Genomic DNA, 20,021 nt, shown 5'->3' with positions numbered 1-20,021 from the left:
GTTACTTACTTATTAACATACTTTACCTAACAACTCTTGCGCTTTTTACTGCCGGTGTTTTTTGGGCATGATGTGGATTAATCCCGAATCCATTTCCACCACACAGGATTCGCCTTTCTTCAGGCCCAAACGCTGCGCGCCCGACACTGCCATTTTCAAAGTTTCGAATGGCGGCACCTCCATGGTCAGGTCAATCAGGCTGAGTTCACCGAGGTCACGGTGCGCTTGCACATGCACAGGCAAAATCACAAAGCCTTCGCGCCTCAAATTGTAGGCAGCTGGCTTGAGTGCAAGGCCATCAGCATGCACAACCCAATTCACCGGAAAACCCGCTGGAATTTTTCCCTTGTCTTTCACCCGAAGCTGAAAACTGTTGGAAGGTGTTGCTTGCTGGGTATCCAGTGCGCGGGTCCATTGCAAATTGCCAAAGCCAGGCTGATCCGAAGGCCCAAGCCAGGCACCCTGAAACCGGTTTTGAATGCCCACCAAATCGGCCACGCGGGAATTGCGCGGCCTGCGGTGCACATCAAACGCCAGGCCTTCTTGCAAGACCTGCCCTTGGTCCAGCACCACCAGTTTGTCGCACAACATGCGGGCCTCGTTCAAGTCGTGGGTTACCAGCACAATCGGAATATTCAGATCGGCTCGCAGTTCAGCCAACAAGCGGTACAGACCTTCCCGGTTCATTTGATCCACCGCAGAGAAAGGCTCATCCAGCAACAACAGCTGTGGATCTCGGGCCAAGGCACGGGCCAAAGCCACACGCTGCTGCTGCCCACCCGACAACTGGGCTGGTTTGCGCATGGCCTCATCGGCGGTCAGGCGAACGCGTTTAAGCCACTGCACCGATTCAATAATTTGATCGCCCTTGGGCAAGTGCTGCAAGGCCAGCGCCACATTGGCCGCTGCGCTCAAATGTGGCATCAGGGCATAGTTTTGAAACACCAGACCTACCCGGCGTTGCTGGGGTGTTTGAAAAATACCTTGTTGCGTATTCAACCATTGCTGCCCGCCCACCTCAATGTAGCCAGTTGACGGTTTCATCAACCCTGCCAGCACGCGCAAAATGGATGATTTTCCCGCCCCTGAAGGCCCCACCAACGCCAGCAACTGCCCCGCCTCGCAAGTAAAACTTGCGCGCAGGGACATGGGTTTTTCCTGTTCGATGTTGACAAGCAAGGCCTTGCTCATGGTTTGCGCCTTCTTCGGCCAGACAACCACAGCGATGCAGCCACCGCAACCAGCGAGAACATCAACAGCGCCATTGACATGGTGTTGGCAGCATTCAAATCAAAACTTTGTACGCTGTCATAAATTGAAATGGCCAGGGTTCGTGTTTCACCGGGAATGCTGCCACCTATCATGAGCACCACGCCGAACTCGCCCAATGTGTGCACAAAAGTCAGCACCATGGCCGACAGAATACCCGGCCAGGCCAAAGGCAATTCCACCTTGGTAAAAATAGCCCATGTGCTTAAACCGCTCACCTGTGCAGCCTCATTCAAATTGTGGGGAATGGATTCGAAGGCGCGCTGAATGGGCTGCAACATGAAGGGAATGTTGAACAACACGGAGGCCAACAACAGGCCCGCAAAATTGAAGGTAAGCGAGATACCCAAAGTGTTTTGAAGCCATTGCCCCACGGGCGAGCCACCGCCCAGGGCCACCAACAGGTAATAGCCCATCACCGTGGGTGGTAACACCAGGGGCAATAAAATGGCTGCCTCAATCCAGGTTCGGCCCTTGAAAGGCGTGCGGGCCAGCCAGCGCCCTGCCAGCAGGCCCACAGGCAACAACACCAACAAGGTGCCCAGCGCCAATTGAATGGACAGCGAAAATGCAGACCAGTCCATCATCGCCCTTGCACCTCGTCATAGCCGTATTTTTTGAGTATTGAACGCGCTGTATCGGTTTTCATATACGCTGCAAACGCTTTTGCCGCTGGGTTGTTGGGCTGAATCAATACCATGCCCTGTACCAAGGGTTGATGCCATTCACGGGGCACTGCCGCATATTGGGTGCGTGCAGCCAGCTCGGGCGCCAGTGCAAGTGACAAGGCCACCAACCCTGCCTGTGCAGCGCCTGAAGCCACAAATTGTGTGGCTTGGCCTATGTTCTCCCCGATGACGAGGCGAGGCTTTGCCGCTGCCCACAAATCTGCGTGCATCAATGCTTCTTGCGCGCGCGTGCCATAGGGTGCCACGGTGGGGTTGGCAATGGCCAATTTGCTCAAACGCCCATCCTTCAATGCGGCCGCAAGGTCTGCCAAAGTACCATCGGCTTTCAAGCGGCTTTTTTTGGGCAACAACAACACAAGTCGCCCTTCTGCATAGGGCACTGCCGGGTGTGCAGCCAGTTGTTCATCGACCAGTTTTTGGGGAAACACCATGTCGGCCGACAAAAATACATCGAACGGCGCACCCTGTTTGATTTGGCTGTAAAAATTGCCCGACGAGCCATAGGCCAGCTTCAAAGTGTGCCCGGTGGCCTTGGTAAATTGAGGTGAAATTTCATTCAGTGCATAACGCAAGGTGGCCGCTGCAGCCACCGTGACCGAACCGGCATGCAACACACCACTACAACAAAGCAGCATCAAACACGCAATGGTTTTGAACATGGTCTGTTCCCCGTTGTGTTCCCGGTTGAGTTCTCTGTTGATCAGATACTTCTTTGGTTTACACGCTTTGACAATTCCTCCGCAGATTCCACACGCTCGGAATAGCGGTCCACCAAATACTGCGCATGGCCGCGCGTCAACAAAGTGAACTTCATCAGTTCTTCCATGACATCGACCAAGCGGTTGTAGTACGCCGAAGGTTTCATGCGACCTGCATCATCAAACTCCATGAATGCTTTGGCAATCGACGATTGATTGGGAATGGTGATCATGCGCATCCACCGGCCCAACACACGCAACTGGTTCACGGCATTGAACGACTGCGAGCCGCCGCACACTTGCATGACAGCCAGGGTTTTGCCCTGCGTGGGCCGCTTCGCACCACCGGTCAGAGGCAGCCAGTCAATTTGTGTTTTCATCACACCAGTCATGGCGCCGTGGCGCTCGGGCGAGCTCCACACCTGGCCTTCCGACCAATCTGCCAACTCACGCAATTCTTGCACCTTGGGGTGCTGTTCATTGGCTTCATCCACCAGGGGCAGGCCATCGGGGTTGAAAAACCGCACCTCGGCACCCATCAACGTCAACAGGCGTCCCGCCTCTTCAGCCGCCAAACGGCTGAAAGAGCGTGCACGCAATGAACCATACAAAATCAGAATGCGGGGTGGGTGCAACAAAGTGTCGCCCAACAACTCACGATCGGGTTGTTTAAAACTTGCTGTGTCCAGATTGGGCAAATCACTGGGATTCATGGCAACACCATTTCCTTTTTCTTGGGATGAAACTAAAACCAGGCCACCGACATTTCCGAAAAATAAATCACGGCCACGTAACGCAGCGATTTACCAATGCCCACCAGCACGATAAACAGCCACAGATTTACTCGCATGATACCGGCGACCAGCGTCAATGGGTCGCCACCCACCGGCATCCACGCCAACAACAGGCTCCAAACCCCATAGCGCTGGAACCAGGCTTGCATTTTCTCGATTTGCGCAGGTTTGAAGTAAAACCATTTTTTATGCTGAAAATGGAGCAGGTAGCGCCCCAGTACCCAATTCACGACCGCACCCAAGGTATTGCCCAAAGTGGCCACTGCAAGCAGCAGGCCTGCCGGCTCGCCGGCGCGAATCATGGCAAACAGCACCACCTCGGAATAGAAAGGCAAAATGGTGGCCGCCAGAAAAGCTGATGAAAACAAAATGAGGTAGGACATGAATCAGTCAGTTGCCTGGCTTGTTGTTGCTGCATTGTTGCACAAGCCACTTGAACAGGCGCCTGTGTTGCGGGCGGTACAACAAATATTCAGGGTGCCATTGCACACCCAGCCACTGGCATTCCTCCTCGGGTTCAATGGCCTGCACAAAGCCATCAAGGTCACGGGCCACAATTCGAATGCCCTTGCCCAGTTCATCGATGGCCTGGTGATGCAGGCTGTTGATCCTCAAGCGGCTGGCACGGGTTACCGTCGCCAGGCAACTGCTGGCCCGCAAGGCTGCTGTTTTTCGAGGCAGTACTGTGCCCCGGTTCGAGGTTAATTTCCGCTTTGCCCGAATGTCGATGTGCAGGCTTCCGCCCAAACTCACATTGATCAGCTGCGTGCCGCGGCAAATGCCCAGCATGGGCAAGCCATGCTTCAATGCCCAGGCGATGTGCGCCTGTTCCAGTGCATCGCGATCGGGATCATAGTGTGCTTTGGGCGCCTCCTCCTCGCCATACAGGGAGGGGTGTATGTCGTCTCCGCCACTCACGATCAAGGCGTCGATTTGCGAAATGGGCCAGTTGTGCTTCACGCTGATGCGTCGAGCCTGGCCTCCTGCCAACCACACCGCCAGCCGAATGCTGAACCACGAGGGCGACCACCACTTCGCATTGCCGGTTACACCGACAACAGGTTTTCGTGAATGTGCGCCAGTTCCTGGTGCCAAGGCTCTTCCTTCAAATTGATTAAATTTTTGTTGTAGTCCATCCACTGCTCGCACATGGACTTCAGTGTGACCGGGTCAGCGGCCAGGTGTTCCACCACACACCAAATATTCCAGCTGTTCGTCAAGCTCCAGCCAGGGTTTTCAATTTCACAATTGGGCAATCGATAGTGAAAGGTCGGGCGTGCATTCACACGCTCGTCACTGACTGCGGCCGACACACGTGCTTCGTCGATTTGCTTGAACAGCGGCAACAAATCCATGCCCCGATTTCGTGTGGGGTTGTGCAGCAGATAATCATCAATGATTTGCACCAGGGGTGTATTGGCACCATAAGCCATGACCAGCTCCACATACCGTTTCGGATAGGTGTCAATGTAGGGAGTCAAACGGCGCAAAGTGTCCACTTTGTGGGCCTTCATCAACCAGTGCTGAGACACGCAGTAGGCTTGCAAATAGGGAACGATGGTCTCGGGTTTCAGATCTGGCAACTCGGCATTGATGTGAACACCAAACGCATAAATGAGTGAATCGGAAGTACCCAGGGCCCCCGCAGCGTGAAGATTTGTCACCATGTCGTCGAGCACCGAAAGCCTGTTGACCGGAACCGGCGGACAAACCACCTCCAAAGGCACAATTTGACGAGCCAGGTCCGTCATCAAGGCCAGCACGGCATCTTCGTTGGCACCTTGTTCTTCAAGGCGTTTGCGGGCCATGTTCTTTGCAAAACTCCAGTCCAGTTCAATTTTGAAATGACCAAACTCGGGATGTTTTACCTGACACTCGGCCTGGGTGTCTTGAATGACCTCGCCCTCGAAGGCTTTGGCCACTGCTTCAGCTGCGGATTGAAGGTCAAGTCCGGCAAACTCCAGTTCGAACCCCGCGCATCGTACTTCGCCCTTGGCGTTGTTCACCCACGCGGGTTTGGCATAGTTGTGCTGCATTCATGATTCCCTGCAAAAAAACAAAAGCGGCGGGCTTTCACCAAAGCCCACCGCTAGTCAACGGTTCAGTGGCTGTGCTTGCTTACACCACGGTCAACTTTACATCCACATTGTTACGGGTTGCGTTGGAGTAGGGGCACACCTGGTGGGCCTTTTCAACCAGCGCATTGGCCGCGGCCTTGTCCATGCCTTCCAGCTTGATGCTCATGTCCACAGTAATCGCAAAACCGACGCCTTTGGGGTTGCCACCAATGCCTACAGTTGCGGTAATTTCGGGCTCAGAGGGCAACTTGATTTTGTCCTGACCAGCCACAAACTTGATTGCACCAATGAAGCAGGCTGAGTAACCGGCTGCGAACAATTGCTCAGGGTTGGTGCCCGGGCCACCTGCACCGCCCAGCTCTTTGGGTGTACTCAATTGCACTTTCAAACGACCATCGTCTGTGGCTGAACCGCCTTCACGACCGCCCGTGGATGTGGCCTTGGTAGAGTAAACAACTTCCATGAATTTCTCCTGTAATTGGGTGAATGAACAAACAGATAGTTATCGCGATAACTATTAAAGAATTGTTATTCCAAAAAATCCGCTTCCAAGAAGGTTATCGCAATAAGCAAGCGACATCAAGCACTCAGGCTTTGAGCAAACGCTCCCGCAAGGCATCCAGTTCGCATTTAAGACGATGAATTTCCTGAACACTCATGCCGCATTGTTCAACCACACAGGCATAGACATCAAGCGCCTTGTCGCGAATCCGCTTGCCTTCGTCAGTCAGGTAGATTTGCAACTGTCGCTCATCGTCTGCGCTGCGATTGCGGGTCAACAGTCCCTGCTCTGCCATACGTTTGATGACAGGCGTGAGCGCGCCGGGCTGCTGGCCCAATTGGCGAGCCACATTGATCAAACTGACGCCGTCTTCTTTCCACAAAATCATCATGACCAGATACTGGGGAAAGGTTAAACCCAAAGGTTGCAGCAGTGGCTTGTAGACTTGGGTAATCGCCAATGAGGTGGAGTAGAGGGAGAAACAAAGCTGGTTGTCTAGCGCTAAAGGATTCTCGGTTTTCATGTTCTTGGAGTTTTAACCAGACGATTGGGGTATTTCAAGTGTAATCGCTTGAGCGGTTTGAGTCATCCTTGTCTAAGTCAATTCAAGACAATCCTGAATAAACACAGTCAATTTGACTCAAACCTACCTCGTCTAGCCGATGTTTTTTTACACACCACGCTCTTTGAACCAGTCCAAAGTCAGTTTCCAGGCATAAGTGGCGGCTCGCCTGTCATAGGTAGGACGGTAGTCGGCATGAAAACCATGGTTTACCGCAGGAAACACCACTATTTCAGACCCACTGCTGCTCTTTCCAAGCTCATTTCGCATTTGATCGACGACTTCATCGGGTACAAAACTGTCCTCACCAGCATACAGCCCCAATACCGGCACTTTCAGATTTGCAGCCACATCCACAGGGTCCGCTGGCTTGTTAGGCCCTTTCAGCCCCGCCAGCAAACCGTAATAGGCAACGCCAGCTTTCACATTCACATTGTGGTTGGCGTACAACCACACGGTGCGCCCACCCCAGCAATACCCCACAATACCCAGGCGTGCTGTATTGGCCTTGCCACTGGCTTTGACAAACGCAACGGTTGAGTCAATGTCGCTCATGACCTGAGCGTCTGGCACCACTGGCACCACTTCTTTCAAAATCGCATCGAGGCTCATATTGGACACATCGGCCTCACGACTAAAGAGTGCGGGAGCGATCGCGTAGTAACCCTGCTTGGCCAGCCGACGACAAATATCCTGAATGTATTCGTGAACACCAAAAATTTCCTGGATCACGAGAATTACTGGAAAATTTCCGCCTTTGGCAGGCATCGCGCGGTAGGCTGGAATTTGACCGTCTTTGACAGGCACCTTCACCTCACCTGCCGTAATTCCCTGGGTGTCAGTTTTTATGGCTTGTGCAAACAGTGGCTCGGATGCCACTGCAAAACCACCGGCCAGCGAGGTTAGCAAAAAGCCCCGGCGACTGACGGTTGTCTCATTGATTTTCTGTGCCAAACCAAATTTCAGTTGATCCATGCTCACTACTCCTGCTTCATTGGGAATTAAACTTCGTTTGTTATCACGATAAGTAATTATTACAACAGATCCACTGCTTTGGCGATTGAATAGGCCCGGTCCTGCGGATTTTTTATCTTGAGTGCAGATTGAAGGTTGGGGCTGTAATGCAACCTCAACAACTCTTTGTAAAAGTCATATTCATTTTGAATACCCAGCGCCGCACGGCGCATTTTCAGTTGGGCCTCTTGAAATGATTTGCGATGCTTGGGGAAATAGCGCTCAACATGCGACAGGGCAAATACATCGGCATACAATTCTTCGCGGTGCCTGCGGCGCACCGGCCCGAAATCGATTTGCTCTTTCATTTGCACGCAATGGCCCGACTCGTGCGCAAAAAAGGCCTCGTAAACAACCTGTTTGGGCAAGCCATCAAAAAATTCAAGATATTGCTCAAAGCTGTGCCAGGTTTTGTCGCGAGTGCTGATAAAAAATGTGCATCGCTTCAACCGCGAATTGTATTGAACCAGCAAAGGCGACTGATGCGGCGTTTCCTTTCCAATCAATTTGAAATCAACGGAATAACCGTGCATGCGACCATAGCCGCGAGCCACGCTGCCAGCAATGTGATCGATCAATTCAGCATCGTCAAAGTCTTCGAACCCATTGGCTTTCAACGGTGTTGAACACAACAAGATTGCGCAGGCGATGGCAGCGCCAGCCCAATTAACAAATACAGACTTTCCCACCCTTGAGTCTCCCGCCAGTGTGTGGCTTATTTTTTCATCATGGCCTTGAAAGCCTCGCAGGGGTCTTCGCGGGGATGCGATGGCACTTTGGCCAGAACATCAAACTGCCCGGAACCCTCTGCCTGCGAATTTTCAATGAACCCATACACGGTTGTTGTTTGTTGTAGTGTAACGGGCAACCACTGCGCCACGCCGACATCTTTTTGCACATGGCCATTGCCTGCAATCAAAACCACATCACGTTGCTGTGCTTGCTGTTCGATCACCTTGGCCATCCACACATCGCGGGCCACTTGTGCAGCAATCATTTTCTCGGCCACCTGTGGCGGCAGCATATTGCAATGCCCTTCAATAATATTTTGGCGATGCTGCTCGGCCAGCGACTGCGGCAAGGGCTTGTTCAGTGCATATTGCGCAATGGTGTCCGGGTCTAGCGCAGCGCTGTACCCGCCTTTCACGATGCGGTTTGCATCCTCTCTTGACACATTGGCCGCCAACAAGGGCAGTTGATGGTCCAGTGCAAGTTGAATCAGCGGTTCGTAGAACTCCCACTGCCATGCCTCGACCCAAGGCTGCGATGTAATACAGCTTGCCTGCTTGCATTGATCTTGCGCAGTTCGCAACAGGCCCTGATGTTCACGATCAAATTGCTCCATGGCAATGGCGGGTCGCCAGCCTGCTTCAACCTTGTTGGCGATGATCTCGTAACGCGCCTGGTGGGCCTGGGGGTTGTCGTGTACCTCGCCCATTAACCACACGGTTGGGGCAGTTTGCTGCGGGGTTTGTGTTGCACAGGCTGTGGCCAATAAAACCATGCACAGGGCACATACAATTGTTGAGGGTACTGCCATTGAAACTATCCCTTCGCCTGAACAGGCAATACAAAATCGAACACAGCCTGTGATTGATTGCGTGTCCACTTCACCAGCAAAGCCGGGCTGAAAAAGCCGTCGCGCTGGTTCAAAGGTTGATCCGGAAAATAAAGCTGAGTGGTCAACAAGGGTGTGCCGGGGCCTTGCACTTTCACATGCAAATGCGGCGTGCGCCGAAAACTGGAATTGCCGTATGAACCGGGCATCAGGGTTTCAAAACGAAACCGCCCTTGCGCATCTGTGATTTGGTGCCCACGCAGTTTGAAGCCTGCGTTGTCGTATTCACCCTTGGCGTCGCAACTCCACAAATCCACAATTGCGTTTGGGATAGGCTGGCATGTTGTGCTTAACACCCGGCCCTCGAGTAGAAGAATTTCTCCGGGCAAACCGTCGGTTAAATTGCTGCGGCGGGGCGTTTGCGGGGTGTAATACGGACCCTCAATTTGACGAGGTGTGGGGTTGTCTGTGCATTCGGGTGTTTGCGCCAACACATGGCGTTGCGCAAGCATAGGGCCTGCAATCAAAAGCCCTGCACTGGCCTGAAGAATTGTTCGTCGGTATTTCAGCATGCCACCTCCCACGCTACTGCCCTCTGCTTCTTGGATACTACATCCAAACGAACGTTCCCTTCAGTAAGAGATTGAGTACGAAAACACAACCATGAAATCCACTTTGCGCCTTATGTCGAAACAACAACTTTTTTACGCTGTCTTTATTTTCTCGTTTGGTCTGGCGGCTGGTTTGGCTTTGACCCGCGCCATACCAGCGCTTGAAATCAGCACAACCGAAACAACAACAAACCAGTCAGGCGCACAAGCCAACGCAATCGACATTGGCTTTGCGCAAAGCATGATCATTCACCACGACCAGGCCATTTCCATGGCCATGCTGGTGAAGGGCAAGGTGTCGCCCAATCTGGATTTGCTGGCCAATGGCATATTGACCGCACAACTTCTGGAAATGGGGCAAATGAAAGGCTGGCTCAATGCGTGGAACCAGCAAATAACCCCACCAGCCAAGGGCGCAATGGCCTGGGTTGAAGATGCAAAGAATGTGAGCAATGTGCAAGACCTGCTGTACATCGCGCAATGCAAAGCAAGCAAAGGCGCAATGCCTGGAATGTTAAATGTGGATCAATTCAACGAGATGAGAGCAATGACAGGCCAAAATCTTGAACGACGATTTCTGGAAGCAATGATTGCGCATCACGAAGCGGCCATTCCCATGGCACGCTTTGCAGTGAATAACGGGGAATCTTTACTGGTCAAGGGTTTGGCAAAATCCATCATTCGGGAGCAGGCCGCGGAAATCTCGTTGATGAACAAACTGCTTGAACAAATCAATGCGGAATATTGAATCGCAATATTGCAATGCCGATCTGAATATTTTCAATGGCAAACGCTGAAGATTTGTAGGGAGATGGTGAACTGTCAGAAATCAGTAAGTGCGCAAACCCAGGATAAATAAAAAACAGATGGGGAGACAGGGAAAATGCAATACACAAAATTCGCGGCTTTGTTCGCTGGTACTGCTGTGTTGGCTGCATGCGGCTCAGAGGGTGTTGGACCAACAAACTCAAGCAGAACGACACCCAGTGAAGTGATGGGTGCCAGTTTCGTGCAACCCGCCCAATGCGGGGCCGGCTCGGTGCCTGAAACAGGTATTCAGGGGCAAGTGCCACTGGCCGACCGGGAAAGCGGACGCAGCAAACAAGGCTACCGGTGCAATATGGAACTGGTGGGGCAGTACCAGGGCGAGGGCAGCACATGGGTGAATCCCTCCTACAAAACCTGTTCGTACATGGGCACCACATTCTCGGGCATTCCGACCAAAGTGTCACAAGGGGTTCAGGTAATCGACGCGCGCGATCCGGCCAATCCGGTGCTGTCAACCAACCTCACCAGCCCGGCATTTTTTCAAAGCCCTTGGGAATCACTGAAAGTGAATGAGGCACGCGGTTTGCTGGGCGGTGTGGCGGTGGGGCCGGTGCTTAGTGCCGGTTTTTTCGACATTTACGACATTGGCACTGATTGTGCGAACCCCGTCTTGCTGAATTCTTTTGCGGCCAACCTGACCCTGCCCGCCAACTTGATAGGCCATGAGGGCGCGTGGTCACCCGATGGAAATACTTATTGGGCCACTGGGTTGAACCCGGGCAGTATTACTGCCATTGACACCAGCGATCCAAGTTCCCCCAGAATTCTGTACGCCACCATTGCCTCGCCCAGCAACCACGGCTTTGAATTGAGTGAAGACGGCAACCGCATGTATTTGACTTCACTTACCCCGCCCGGTGTGATTATTCTGGACACCAGCAGCATTCAAAACCGCGACCCAGTGCCCATGTTGACCGAGGTTGGCAGCGTGTACTGGGAGGATGGGGACTTGAGCCAACACACCATTCCTGTTTCGTACAACGGCAAACCGTTTGTGATCGCAGTGGACGAGGGTGGTGCCGGCGCTGCACGAATTATTGATATTTCAGATGAGACTGCTCCCGTTGTGGTTTCCAAACTGAAACTGGCAATTCATTCGGAAGAGAACGCGGCCATTCGCGAGGCCGACACTGCGAACAATGGAAGTTTTGGCTACGAGGGGCACTACTGCGGCGTGGATAGAAAAGTGAACCCGACCGCCATTGCATGTGGCTATTTTCAATCCGGTGTGCGGGTATTTGATATTCGCAACCCGCTGGCAGCCAGGGAAATTGCCTATTACAACCCGCCTGCGCAGTCGGAGAAAAAAGCACAGTTGGCAGGCTCTGAACACGCAACCAGCGCGATTGGGGGTGATCTAAGCACTGACTGGTGCAGCTCGCCGCCCCGCTTTGTGGGCAGCGATCAAATTTGGGTAACCTGCCAGGACAACGGCTTCATGGTGTTGAAGTTCACGAACAACGCGTATCCCTTGAAATAACAAGTTAACCGTTCAACCAGCTCACGGTTTTCGCCCAAATGGTATTGGGCGATTCCTTGCCGCTCATAATGCCAATGTGACCACCCGGGCCGATGAAGAATTCTGATTTTTCAGAACCCACCACCTTGGTAATTGGCTTGCAACACGCCACATTGGCCAGGTTGTCTGATTTGCCTGCAATGCCCAACACCGGGCAGGCAATGTCTTTGAAATTCGCAACCGCCTTGCCCACCTTGAAGTGACCATGCGCAGTTTCATTTTCCAGCCAAATGCTGGCAAACCAGTCGCGCAGGGCACCACCGGGGTAGGCTTCCAGGCTGTCAATGAATGCAGCTTGGTTGGCGTGCTGAGCAACAAATTCTCGGTCGTGCAATTGCGAGATCAGATTCCAGTAACCCTTCAGGCTGCCCACAGGGTCGAGCAATTTAAAACCAATCACGTTGGCCCAACCCGGTGTGTACAACAACTTGGCGGGCACTTTGCGGAAGTTGATGCGGGCCGATTTCAGAAGGTGTGCAAGGCGCTTGTACTGCTGACCAATTGCGCCATTGGCATGGCCGTCGATCGGCGTGCCAAAGGTAACCACTTTGTTGATGTTTTCATCTTTGAACAAGGCGGTGTAGGCCAAGGCCATGCCACCACCCATGCTCCAGCCCTGCAGGTTCAGCTTTTTGGAGCCGCTGTGTTCACGCACCGCGTTCAGGCACGCGGGCAAAAACTCCTTGATGTAATTTTCAAGCGTCAACCCAGCCTGTTTGCGCGTGGGTTTGCCCCAGTCGATCAGGTACACATCAAAACCTTGCGCCATCAGGTAGCGCACGAAACTGCGCTCGGGCAGCAGGTCGTACACAAACATGTTCACGGCCAAGGGGGCGATCAGCACCAGCGGAATTGTGTTGCGCTTCTTGCTCACCGGCAGTGTTTCATCGCCCACGGTAATGCTTTCTTCCGTCAGGGGCAGGTAGTGGCGAACGCTGTGAATACCGCTTTGGTGAATAATTTCAAACGGCTGTAAACCTGCACGCACCATGGATTCTGATTTGAACAAACGATCCCAGCCATTGCTGGACATGTGGCTGATGCGACGAAGGCTGAGTGCGTTGGACATGGCGGTGAACCTGATTGTGAAAATTATGTGTGTCAGATTCTAACAGCGCTCACCCCAGCATGCGTGGTGTGAGCGCTCTAAAGTTACCTGCCAGTTACATGCCAAATCATTTCCACTTCAAACCCAAGGTCACACCCAACAAAAACTGGCGCTCGCTGGCAGGCTCAAAAAACTGCCCTGCCCCCTGGTTCACAATTACAGAGCCGACGTATTCCTTGTCAAACACATTGTCAACACGGGCGTAGGTGCGTACATTCCAGCCACCGTCCAAAGGCCAGTCTTTGCTGGCGCGCAAGTTCACCACGGAATAGGAAGGTGCGAAGGCATCATTCGCATCGTTGGCAAACAGTTTGTCCACATAGCGCAATTCAGTGGCGGCCTCGTACAGGCTTGAGGGTTTGTACACCAATTCACCGAAGAAGGTTTTCTTCGGGATGCTGGGCAGGCTGTTACCGGCCTGAATGCTGTTGACCGAGGTGTCGTAGGTGGCACGAATGTAATTCACTGCCACATTGGTCTGCCATTGCTTGTTGATTGCGTGCTGCAAGGCCAGTTCAGCCCCTTCCCGACTGGTTGAGCCTGCATTCTGGAATGAGGTGGCACCGCCGTTTGCAGACAGCACCACGATTTCATTCTCGGTATCAACCGTGTACAGCGCTGCATTCACCCGCGTGGCGCCAAACTTGGCTTTCACCCCCACTTCAAGCTGCTCGCTTTTCGCAGCTTCCAATTGCGAGTTGAAGTTGGGGCTGGGTGGCGCAACAGACAAATAGGCGGTTTCCAACAAGGTGGGCGTCTCGAAACCCTCGCCATAAGAAATGTAGGTGTTGATGTTGGGCTGCAACCGATAGGTGAAACCAATATTGCTGGTGACTTCGTCGTACTTCTTGCTGCCACTGCCGTCGCCATTGCTCAAAAACTGGTCGTTCGATTCAATTTCAATGGATGAATTTCGAACACCGCCCAACACACTGAATTTGTCGGTGAAAAAATACTCCGCCTGCAAGTATTGGTCGAACTGGCTGGCGGTGTTGGCTTCGTCCCGGTTGGGTGTGGTGCTGGCACCGAAGAAGCCCAGCCTTGCCTGCTCCAGTTCGCCCACGGTCAAACCAGCGTTCAAAAACAGCGGCTTCTCAAGCAGGCTGGTTTGATGGCCAAAGCGAAGGTCAGCGCCGCTGTATTCGTTTTTCAAATCGATTACTGCTGTGCTGGCCAACACCTGACGAATTTTTCGGTCGCCATAATAGGGGCTGAAGGTCACATTCGTGCTGGGGCTGAATTTGTGTTCCAACACAATCCCGGTTTGGCTTTGCTCCACCGTTTTGTTGGTGTTGTTGGCGACCGTATTCGTGCCTGCCTGTCTGCGGTTGCTGGCCAGTTGGGCAGCTGTGAGGCCAGCCGGGTCTTGCGCAAGGGGAATATCTACATAGTTGACCACCCAGCTAAGCCGTGTGTCGCTGCTTAAATTCCACACCAATTTGCTGTTGAAATTGTCTCGGCGCGCTTTGCTGTGGTCACGGTAGCCATCGGTTCTGAAAGTGGACGCATCAATCACAATGCCCACTTCCTCATTGCCTTTGTTCAGCTTGATGCCGCTTCTGCGTGTGCTGTCGGTGCCGAAAATCTGGTTCAACTCAAGCTCGGTGCCCACGCGCGGGTTCTCGGTGGTCAGCAAAATAACGCCACCCGAAGAGTTGCCATACAGGGACGAAAAAGGACCGCGCAACACTTCAATGGATTCAGTCGAGCTTAGGCTGAAATGCGAAATTTGCCCTGAACCATCGGGCATGGTGGCTGGAATGCCATCAGAAAACAAACGCACGCCGCGCACCCCGGAAGTGGCCCGCGCCCCAAAACCACGAATGGAAATTTGCAGGTCTTGCGCAAAGTTGTTGCGGTTGTTGATGACCAAGCCTGGCACACGGGTCAGCGTTTCCGACAAATTCACCTGAAAGCTGGCTGCTTTCTCCAGCGTGTTCTGGTTGATCTTGTCGACCGAGGCTGGTACTTCAAACGAATCACGAGCTTCGCGGGTGGCAGACACCACGAAATCATCCAGATTTTCAGTTTGAGCTAAGGCTGAGGCAGCAAAACCAAGCGTGGCCAGGGCGGCAATCAAGGGGGTACAACGGTGCTTCATGAAATATGTCTCTGATTGTTGGTGGTAACAGTGCGGCAAGCATGAAGTAAAGCGCTCGTGAAATTTTCCCGATCGTCAAGAAAAGTGGAATATTTCCTCTGCCTCTACACTGCCTACTCTTTGTACAATCATAGTAACAATTGTTAACCCCCAATAAGAATCAGGAGACACCCGCATGTTGCATGCACTCGAAGTGCTCGCTTTACGCATTTACATGGCCATTTTCAAAGTGGTTACAGCACTGATGCCTTTCAAATGGCCCCGCATGTTCGAAGGGACTAATTCCTCGCTTGAACTGGTTCGGCACATGGCTGATGCAGGTCATCGCAATGTATTGGTGGTAACCGATGCGGTGTTGGTCAAGCTTGGTGTGCTGGACAAAATGAAAGCCGAGCTTGAAACCCAGGGTGTGAAGTACGTGATTTATGACGGTGTAGAGCCCAACCCCACAGTTGAACAAATTGAAGCCGGATACCGCATGTTGATGGAAAACGGCTGCCAGGCCATTTTGGCCGTGGGCGGCGGAAGCCCCATAGACGCAGCAAAAATGATTGGTGCGCGCGCAAAAAACAACAAACCCGTGTTGAAGCTGACCGGTTTGCTGCGAGTGCACAAAGGCATGATTCCTCTGTTCGCCGTGCCCACCACGGCTGGGACAGGTGCTGAGGTAACCATTGCCGCTGTGGTCAGCGACACAGCAAACAAGCGCAAAGTGGCCGCCATGGACATTCGCCTGCTACCCACTGCGGCCGCACTTGATGGATCTCTGATGACTGGGTTGCCCGCGCACATTACCTCAGCCACGGGCATGGACGCGCTAACACACGCAGTGGAGGCATTCGTTTCACGCAATGCCACGCGTAAAACCGACGAGAAAGCGCTCGAAGCAACTCAGCTGATCATGAAGCATCTGGAAACGGCTGTGGCCGATGGCAGCAATCTGGAAGCTCGCCAAAAAATGGCACGTGCTTCACACCTGGCGGGTATTGCATTTACGCAAGCAGGCGTGGGTTATGTGCACGGCATTGCGCACAAATTCGGCGCCTTGTACCACACCCCCCATGGCCTGGCCAACGCCATTGTGATGCCGCATGTGCTGGATTACTCCCTGCCCAACTGTGCCGACCGCCTCGCCATTCTTGCCAGGGCTTGTGGCCTTGGGGACAAAGGCGCTGACGACGTGCATTTGGCTCGCGCTTTCATCGCCCGTATTCGTGAAATGAATGCCAAATTTGGAATTCCCACACAACTGGATGCATTAAAAGCCGCCGATATCCCGGCTGTTGCCAAATCTGCGATTGCAGAGGCCCGCTTTACTTACGCCGTACCGCGTTACATGAACCAGCGTGTGGCCGAGTCAGTGATCAAGAACTTGCTGCCCACGCAATAAATTATATTTTTGTGACACTGTAACTTCCTTCCTGCACCAGCGATCTATAGCGTAGACCACCCGAACAACCGGGTGGGTTGCGAGATTGATGACCATCACAAGAAGGATGCAGGAAATGAGAACAGCGATTGGTTTTGCAGTTGTTGCGGCACTGGCCGCCCTTGGTACACAGGCAGCGGTCGCTCAGACCGCAATTCCCAGCGAACCCGCCAATGCGGTGAACTTGGTGGACGGCCTGGAAGGTGTATTTGGCACCCATGCAGCGCGTCGTTCTGGCGCACGCGGTGTGTGTGCAGCAGGCGAATTTGTGGGCAACAAGTCAGCCTCGGCCATTTCCAAGGCATCCGTGTTTTCTGGCAAACCCGTGCCAGTCACATTGCGTTTCTCCGTGGGTGGTGGCAATCCCAATGCACCTGAAAACGGCAAGGGCGTGCGTGGCCTGGCGGCTCAGTTCGACCTGCCCAACGGCGAACAGTGGCTGATGGCCAACATTTCAGCGCCTTTCTTTACCGCAGCCACACCCGACGCTTTCCTGGCCTTCCTTGAAGCACGCAAACCCGACCCTGCCACCAAAAAACCTGACCCTGCAAAAATTGCGGCTGCTGCTGCCAAGTACCCCGACTTCAAACCCCAAATGGAATGGGTTGCAAAAACTGGCGTACCTGCCAGCTATGCCGCTGTGAATTACTGGAGCACCAACGCATTTAAATTCACCAATGCTGCCGGCAAAACCCAGTTTGCAAAGTGGATGTTTGTGCCTGTAACTGGCCAGGAATTCATTGCTGACGACAAATTGGCAACGTACCCAAAGGTATTTCTTGAAGACGAACTGAAAGGCCGAGTGTCGCAAATTCCAGTGGAATTCGACATGGTGCTGCAATTGGCTCAGGCCGGCGACCCCACGGACAATGCCACAGTGGCCTGGCCCGACGATCGTAAAAAAGTTATTGCTGGTCGATTGAAGGTAACAGCAGTCACCGACAAATCCACATGCGATGGCATCAATTTCAACCCACTGGTATTGCCCACCGGCATTGAAGGATCGGATGATCCTTTGCTTGCAGCACGGGCAGGCAGCTACGCAGTGTCACAGGCGCGTCGCTTGGCCAAATAAGCGACGTTCCCCTTTTAGCCTGTACACTATTGGCCGGATCCCCCTCCAGGGTTCCGGCTTTTTTTATGCAGTTCTAAAGCAGTACACAAGGAGCAGTACATGGAATTATTCGACGCAATTTATCAACGCCGAGCCATCAAGGCCTTTGATCCCGAACATGTCATTTCGGCAGATGATGAAAAGAAGCTTTTTGAGGCAGCCATTCAGGCGCCCACCAGTTTCAACATTCAGCACTGGCGTTTTGTGGTGGTACGCGACAAAGCATTGCGGGCTGAAATGCGCAAACTGGGCAATGACCAGGCCCAAATCACCGACGCGTCCTTGCTGGTCATCATGACCGCCGACACCAAGGCCTGGCAGAAAAACCCCGCCCGTTACTGGGAGCAGGCACCCAAGGAAGTGGCCGATTTGCTAGTCGGATGGATGGGCCCATTCCACGACGGTCGCGAGTGGTTGCAACGCGACGAAGCACAGCGCTCCATCGGCATGGCCATGCAAACCCTGATGCTGTCAGCCAAGGGCATTGGTCTGGACTCCTGCCCCATGATCGGCTTTGACATTGAAGCTGTGGCCAAGTTGATCAACCTGCCTGCCGACCATGTCATGGGGCCTATGGTGGCGATCGGCAAGGGCACCAAAGCGCCCTGGCCAAAACCTGGTCAGCTCAATCTTGACGAAGTGTTGGTCAACAACACCTTCTAATACGCCTTAGAGCTTTTTCAGAAATGCAATCAACGCCGCTTGATCTTCAGGGCTTAAGTCCTGAAAGCGGCGTTTTGCGCCCTCAGCTTCACCGCCGTGAAAATCGATGGCTTTGACGAAATCCCGGCCAGCACGGCCATCGTGCAACAAGGGTTTGTCGGTTTGACCAACACCCCACAACGGCGCTGTTTTCCATTCATTGGGCAAGCCCAAACCTTCGGGTGCATTGTCGGCCAGTGCCGGCCCCATGTCGTGCAGCAGCAAATCGGAATACAACCACACCTCCCGGTCATTCAAGGGTGCGGGCGCCATGGGCGATGTTTTCATCATCGGTGTGTGGCAACTGCTGCATTGAATGTCGTTGAACAACTGCTGGCCACGCAAGGAAATGCCTTTTAAATCAGGCTTGGGGGGTGGCGCCAGCCAGCGCTGAAAATCAGCCGTGGCCTGGGTTTCGGCAAGGCTGACTGCCTCACCCACAAAGGGTGTGCAATCGGCTGTGGCCAGGTTGCCCTTGGGCCGCACAGGTGCGGCAAACAAGGGGTGGAAAGTGGCAATGCCCAGTTCAGTTGAAAATGCGCCTTGTGTGAATGATTGCACATCGGCCACAAAACCGCGTGCCCCCAAACGGCCCACCAACTGGTCTGCTGCATTCAAATCGTTGACACCGCCGGGAAACATCAAACCAGGGCGACCGCTCACTTCGGGATTGGCTTGTGCGCTGGCCAAACCATTTTCGATCAAGGTGCTGTCTGGAATATTCTCCAGCAATCCGATACCGAACAGGTGGGGGGTTACCCGCGTGGTGCTGGCCATGGCATGTGGAGGAACGCGCTCACCACCCAACACACAACCCGGCACCTCATCGGGAAATTCAGTGGCCACCGAGCGTGCATGCACATGGGGCGCACCATCGGCCTGTGTCACCAGCCCCACAGCAAAGTGCGGCGCCAGCAAGGTGGTAAAACGCTGAATGGTTTTGGTGGCATCGGTACCGCCCACCGCCGGTTGCCCATGGCATTCCACGCAGCTTTGTGCATTGAACACCGCTCCAAGCCCACTGCTGGGTGTGAACACTTTCTCGAACATCGCTTTGCCCTGCTCAAACCGGGTTCGTTGAGCAGGTGTTAATCCATCAATTGGTGCAGACCAATCGTGTTCGACAGCAGAGTTCGGGGCGACGTTTGCATTGCCCTGTGCTTGCCCGGCAGATTGAATCGCGGTGACTGAATTGCTGGAAATTGCAGGGTTGTCTTCTGAAGTACAGGCGGCCAGCAGCATCCCCAAAGCTGCAAGAGCCACCACATGGCGAGGTGTCTTGATCATGTCTTAAAATTATAATGGTGGTTATGGTTTTTAAGTTTTTACTGTGCTCCTGCCAAATTGGATTCAAAAGTGACTAGTGTCGGTTACACGACATAGGTCAACGCTTGCCCGCCCCCGCTGAATCTGCGCACCAAACTGCGCAGTAAGAACCCAAGGAG

At 53.4% G+C, this 20,021-nt stretch carries 21 protein-coding genes; 5 read left to right on the top strand and 16 right to left on the bottom strand.

Going from position 1 to position 20,021, the window contains the following annotated elements; translation table 11 throughout:
* Nucleotides 1–45: 45 nt before the first annotated feature.
* The 13 genes from FCS97_RS06990 to FCS97_RS06930 form a co-directional block, all read right to left on the bottom strand.
* Nucleotides 46–1,191, bottom strand: coding sequence for an ABC transporter ATP-binding protein (locus tag FCS97_RS06990; RefSeq protein WP_138517664.1), 1,146 nt, complete (start codon nucleotides 1,189–1,191; stop codon nucleotides 46–48).
* Complete coding sequence (modB, locus tag FCS97_RS06985) at nucleotides 1,188–1,856, bottom strand: molybdate ABC transporter permease subunit (protein WP_342776956.1); 669 nt, start codon at nucleotides 1,854–1,856, stop codon at nucleotides 1,188–1,190. Before modB ends, FCS97_RS06990 begins: the two co-directional genes overlap by 4 nt.
* Complete coding sequence (gene modA, locus FCS97_RS06980; protein ID WP_138517663.1) at nucleotides 1,853–2,617, bottom strand: molybdate ABC transporter substrate-binding protein; 765 nt, start codon at nucleotides 2,615–2,617, stop codon at nucleotides 1,853–1,855. Before modA ends, modB begins: the two co-directional genes overlap by 4 nt.
* 41 nt (nucleotides 2,618–2,658) lie before the next feature.
* A complete protein-coding gene (arsH, locus tag FCS97_RS06975; protein WP_138517662.1) occupies nucleotides 2,659–3,369 on the bottom strand; it encodes an arsenical resistance protein ArsH in 711 nt (236 codons plus the stop codon).
* A gap of 32 nt (nucleotides 3,370–3,401) precedes the next feature.
* Nucleotides 3,402–3,833, bottom strand: coding sequence for a YqaA family protein (locus FCS97_RS06970; protein ID WP_138517661.1), 432 nt, complete (start codon nucleotides 3,831–3,833; stop codon nucleotides 3,402–3,404).
* 7 nt (nucleotides 3,834–3,840) lie between these two features.
* Nucleotides 3,841–4,545: a gamma-glutamyl-gamma-aminobutyrate hydrolase family protein gene (locus FCS97_RS06965; RefSeq protein ID WP_246065940.1), complete on the bottom strand. Its 705-nt coding sequence runs from the start codon at nucleotides 4,543–4,545 to the stop codon at nucleotides 3,841–3,843.
* Complete coding sequence (locus FCS97_RS06960) at nucleotides 4,497–5,486, bottom strand: amidoligase family protein (protein WP_138517660.1); 990 nt, start codon at nucleotides 5,484–5,486, stop codon at nucleotides 4,497–4,499. Before FCS97_RS06960 ends, FCS97_RS06965 begins: the two co-directional genes overlap by 49 nt.
* An 82-nt stretch (nucleotides 5,487–5,568) precedes the next feature.
* Nucleotides 5,569–5,991, bottom strand: a complete 423-nt coding sequence (locus FCS97_RS06955; RefSeq protein WP_138517659.1) for an organic hydroperoxide resistance protein — start codon at nucleotides 5,989–5,991, stop codon at nucleotides 5,569–5,571.
* A gap of 124 nt (nucleotides 5,992–6,115) precedes the next feature.
* Nucleotides 6,116–6,553 (bottom strand): MarR family winged helix-turn-helix transcriptional regulator, encoded by a 438-nt coding sequence (locus FCS97_RS06950; RefSeq protein ID WP_138517658.1) that lies wholly within the window; start codon nucleotides 6,551–6,553, stop codon nucleotides 6,116–6,118.
* 147 nt (nucleotides 6,554–6,700) lie between these two features.
* The gene (locus FCS97_RS06945; protein WP_138517657.1) at nucleotides 6,701–7,567 is read right to left on the bottom strand and encodes a dienelactone hydrolase family protein; all 867 of its coding nucleotides are present in this window, start codon (nucleotides 7,565–7,567) and stop codon (nucleotides 6,701–6,703) included.
* Between the two features lie 59 nt (nucleotides 7,568–7,626).
* Nucleotides 7,627–8,295 (bottom strand): hypothetical protein, encoded by a 669-nt coding sequence (locus FCS97_RS06940; protein WP_138517656.1) that lies wholly within the window; start codon nucleotides 8,293–8,295, stop codon nucleotides 7,627–7,629.
* 26 nt (nucleotides 8,296–8,321) lie between these two features.
* Nucleotides 8,322–9,146, bottom strand: a complete 825-nt coding sequence (locus FCS97_RS06935; protein WP_138517655.1) for a ChaN family lipoprotein — start codon at nucleotides 9,144–9,146, stop codon at nucleotides 8,322–8,324.
* 5 nt (nucleotides 9,147–9,151) lie between these two features.
* Nucleotides 9,152–9,736, bottom strand: a complete 585-nt coding sequence (locus tag FCS97_RS06930) for a dioxygenase family protein (protein ID WP_138517654.1) — start codon at nucleotides 9,734–9,736, stop codon at nucleotides 9,152–9,154.
* Between the two features lie 91 nt (nucleotides 9,737–9,827).
* Here FCS97_RS06930 and FCS97_RS06925 point away from each other — a divergent pair, with 91 nt between their 5' ends.
* A complete protein-coding gene (locus FCS97_RS06925; protein WP_138517653.1) occupies nucleotides 9,828–10,523 on the top strand; it encodes a DUF305 domain-containing protein in 696 nt (231 codons plus the stop codon).
* Nucleotides 10,524–10,658: 135 nt separating this feature from the next.
* Nucleotides 10,659–12,083, top strand: coding sequence for an LVIVD repeat-containing protein (locus tag FCS97_RS06920; protein WP_138517652.1), 1,425 nt, complete (start codon nucleotides 10,659–10,661; stop codon nucleotides 12,081–12,083).
* 4 nt (nucleotides 12,084–12,087) lie between these two features.
* On the opposite strand, the gene FCS97_RS06915 is transcribed toward FCS97_RS06920, so the two are convergent.
* On the bottom strand, nucleotides 12,088–13,191 hold the full coding sequence (locus tag FCS97_RS06915) for an alpha/beta fold hydrolase (RefSeq protein WP_138517651.1): 1,104 nt from the start codon (nucleotides 13,189–13,191) through the stop codon (nucleotides 12,088–12,090).
* A gap of 106 nt (nucleotides 13,192–13,297) precedes the next feature.
* Nucleotides 13,298–15,331: a TonB-dependent receptor family protein gene (locus FCS97_RS06910; protein WP_138517650.1), complete on the bottom strand. Its 2,034-nt coding sequence runs from the start codon at nucleotides 15,329–15,331 to the stop codon at nucleotides 13,298–13,300.
* A 175-nt stretch (nucleotides 15,332–15,506) separates the two neighbouring features.
* Between FCS97_RS06910 and FCS97_RS06905 the strand changes: the two genes are divergently transcribed.
* From FCS97_RS06905 to FCS97_RS06895, 3 genes are all read left to right on the top strand, one after another.
* On the top strand, nucleotides 15,507–16,721 hold the full coding sequence (locus FCS97_RS06905; RefSeq protein WP_171035196.1) for an iron-containing alcohol dehydrogenase: 1,215 nt from the start codon (nucleotides 15,507–15,509) through the stop codon (nucleotides 16,719–16,721).
* 115 nt (nucleotides 16,722–16,836) lie between these two features.
* Nucleotides 16,837–17,835, top strand: a complete 999-nt coding sequence (locus FCS97_RS06900; protein ID WP_138517649.1) for a catalase family peroxidase — start codon at nucleotides 16,837–16,839, stop codon at nucleotides 17,833–17,835.
* A gap of 99 nt (nucleotides 17,836–17,934) precedes the next feature.
* Entirely contained in the window at nucleotides 17,935–18,537 is a 603-nt protein-coding gene (locus FCS97_RS06895; protein ID WP_138517648.1) for a nitroreductase family protein, read from the top strand.
* A 6-nt stretch (nucleotides 18,538–18,543) separates the two neighbouring features.
* On the opposite strand, the gene FCS97_RS06890 is transcribed toward FCS97_RS06895, so the two are convergent.
* Nucleotides 18,544–19,863 (bottom strand): di-heme oxidoredictase family protein, encoded by a 1,320-nt coding sequence (locus FCS97_RS06890; protein ID WP_138517647.1) that lies wholly within the window; start codon nucleotides 19,861–19,863, stop codon nucleotides 18,544–18,546.
* Nucleotides 19,864–20,021: the final 158 nt, after the last annotated feature.

The organism is Limnobacter alexandrii (assembly GCF_005871185.1).
GTDB classification, from domain to species: domain Bacteria; phylum Pseudomonadota; class Gammaproteobacteria; order Burkholderiales; family Burkholderiaceae_B; genus Limnobacter; species Limnobacter alexandrii.
Note: the sequence above shows the minus strand (reverse complement) of the source record. Positions and strands in the feature narration are given on the sequence as shown.

Bases quoted from the DNA above. Each gene is read 5' to 3' on its own strand.
- FCS97_RS06920 (WP_138517652.1), top strand. From the start codon at position 10,659: ATGCAATACACAAAATTCGCGGCTTTGTTCGCTGGTACTGCTGTGTTG.
- FCS97_RS06925 (WP_138517653.1), top strand. From the start codon at position 9,828: ATGAAATCCACTTTGCGCCTTATGTCGAAACAACAACTTTTTTACGCT.
- FCS97_RS06905 (WP_171035196.1), top strand. From the start codon at position 15,507: ATGTTGCATGCACTCGAAGTGCTCGCTTTACGCATTTACATGGCCATT.
- modB (WP_342776956.1), bottom strand. From the start codon at position 1,856: ATGATGGACTGGTCTGCATTTTCGCTGTCCATTCAATTGGCGCTGGGC.
- FCS97_RS06915 (WP_138517651.1), bottom strand. From the start codon at position 13,191: ATGTCCAACGCACTCAGCCTTCGTCGCATCAGCCACATGTCCAGCAAT.
- FCS97_RS06960 (WP_138517660.1), bottom strand. From the start codon at position 5,486: ATGCAGCACAACTATGCCAAACCCGCGTGGGTGAACAACGCCAAGGGC.
- FCS97_RS06955 (WP_138517659.1), bottom strand. From the start codon at position 5,991: ATGGAAGTTGTTTACTCTACCAAGGCCACATCCACGGGCGGTCGTGAA.
- FCS97_RS06935 (WP_138517655.1), bottom strand. From the start codon at position 9,146: ATGGCAGTACCCTCAACAATTGTATGTGCCCTGTGCATGGTTTTATTG.
- FCS97_RS06895 (WP_138517648.1), top strand. From the start codon at position 17,935: ATGGAATTATTCGACGCAATTTATCAACGCCGAGCCATCAAGGCCTTT.
- FCS97_RS06990 (WP_138517664.1), bottom strand. From the start codon at position 1,191: ATGAGCAAGGCCTTGCTTGTCAACATCGAACAGGAAAAACCCATGTCC.
- FCS97_RS06900 (WP_138517649.1), top strand. From the start codon at position 16,837: ATGAGAACAGCGATTGGTTTTGCAGTTGTTGCGGCACTGGCCGCCCTT.
- modA (WP_138517663.1), bottom strand. From the start codon at position 2,617: ATGTTCAAAACCATTGCGTGTTTGATGCTGCTTTGTTGTAGTGGTGTG.
- FCS97_RS06890 (WP_138517647.1), bottom strand. From the start codon at position 19,863: ATGATCAAGACACCTCGCCATGTGGTGGCTCTTGCAGCTTTGGGGATG.
- arsH (WP_138517662.1), bottom strand. From the start codon at position 3,369: ATGAATCCCAGTGATTTGCCCAATCTGGACACAGCAAGTTTTAAACAA.
- FCS97_RS06950 (WP_138517658.1), bottom strand. From the start codon at position 6,553: ATGAAAACCGAGAATCCTTTAGCGCTAGACAACCAGCTTTGTTTCTCC.
- FCS97_RS06970 (WP_138517661.1), bottom strand. From the start codon at position 3,833: ATGTCCTACCTCATTTTGTTTTCATCAGCTTTTCTGGCGGCCACCATT.
- FCS97_RS06930 (WP_138517654.1), bottom strand. From the start codon at position 9,736: ATGCTGAAATACCGACGAACAATTCTTCAGGCCAGTGCAGGGCTTTTG.
- FCS97_RS06910 (WP_138517650.1), bottom strand. From the start codon at position 15,331: ATGAAGCACCGTTGTACCCCCTTGATTGCCGCCCTGGCCACGCTTGGT.
- FCS97_RS06945 (WP_138517657.1), bottom strand. From the start codon at position 7,567: ATGGATCAACTGAAATTTGGTTTGGCACAGAAAATCAATGAGACAACC.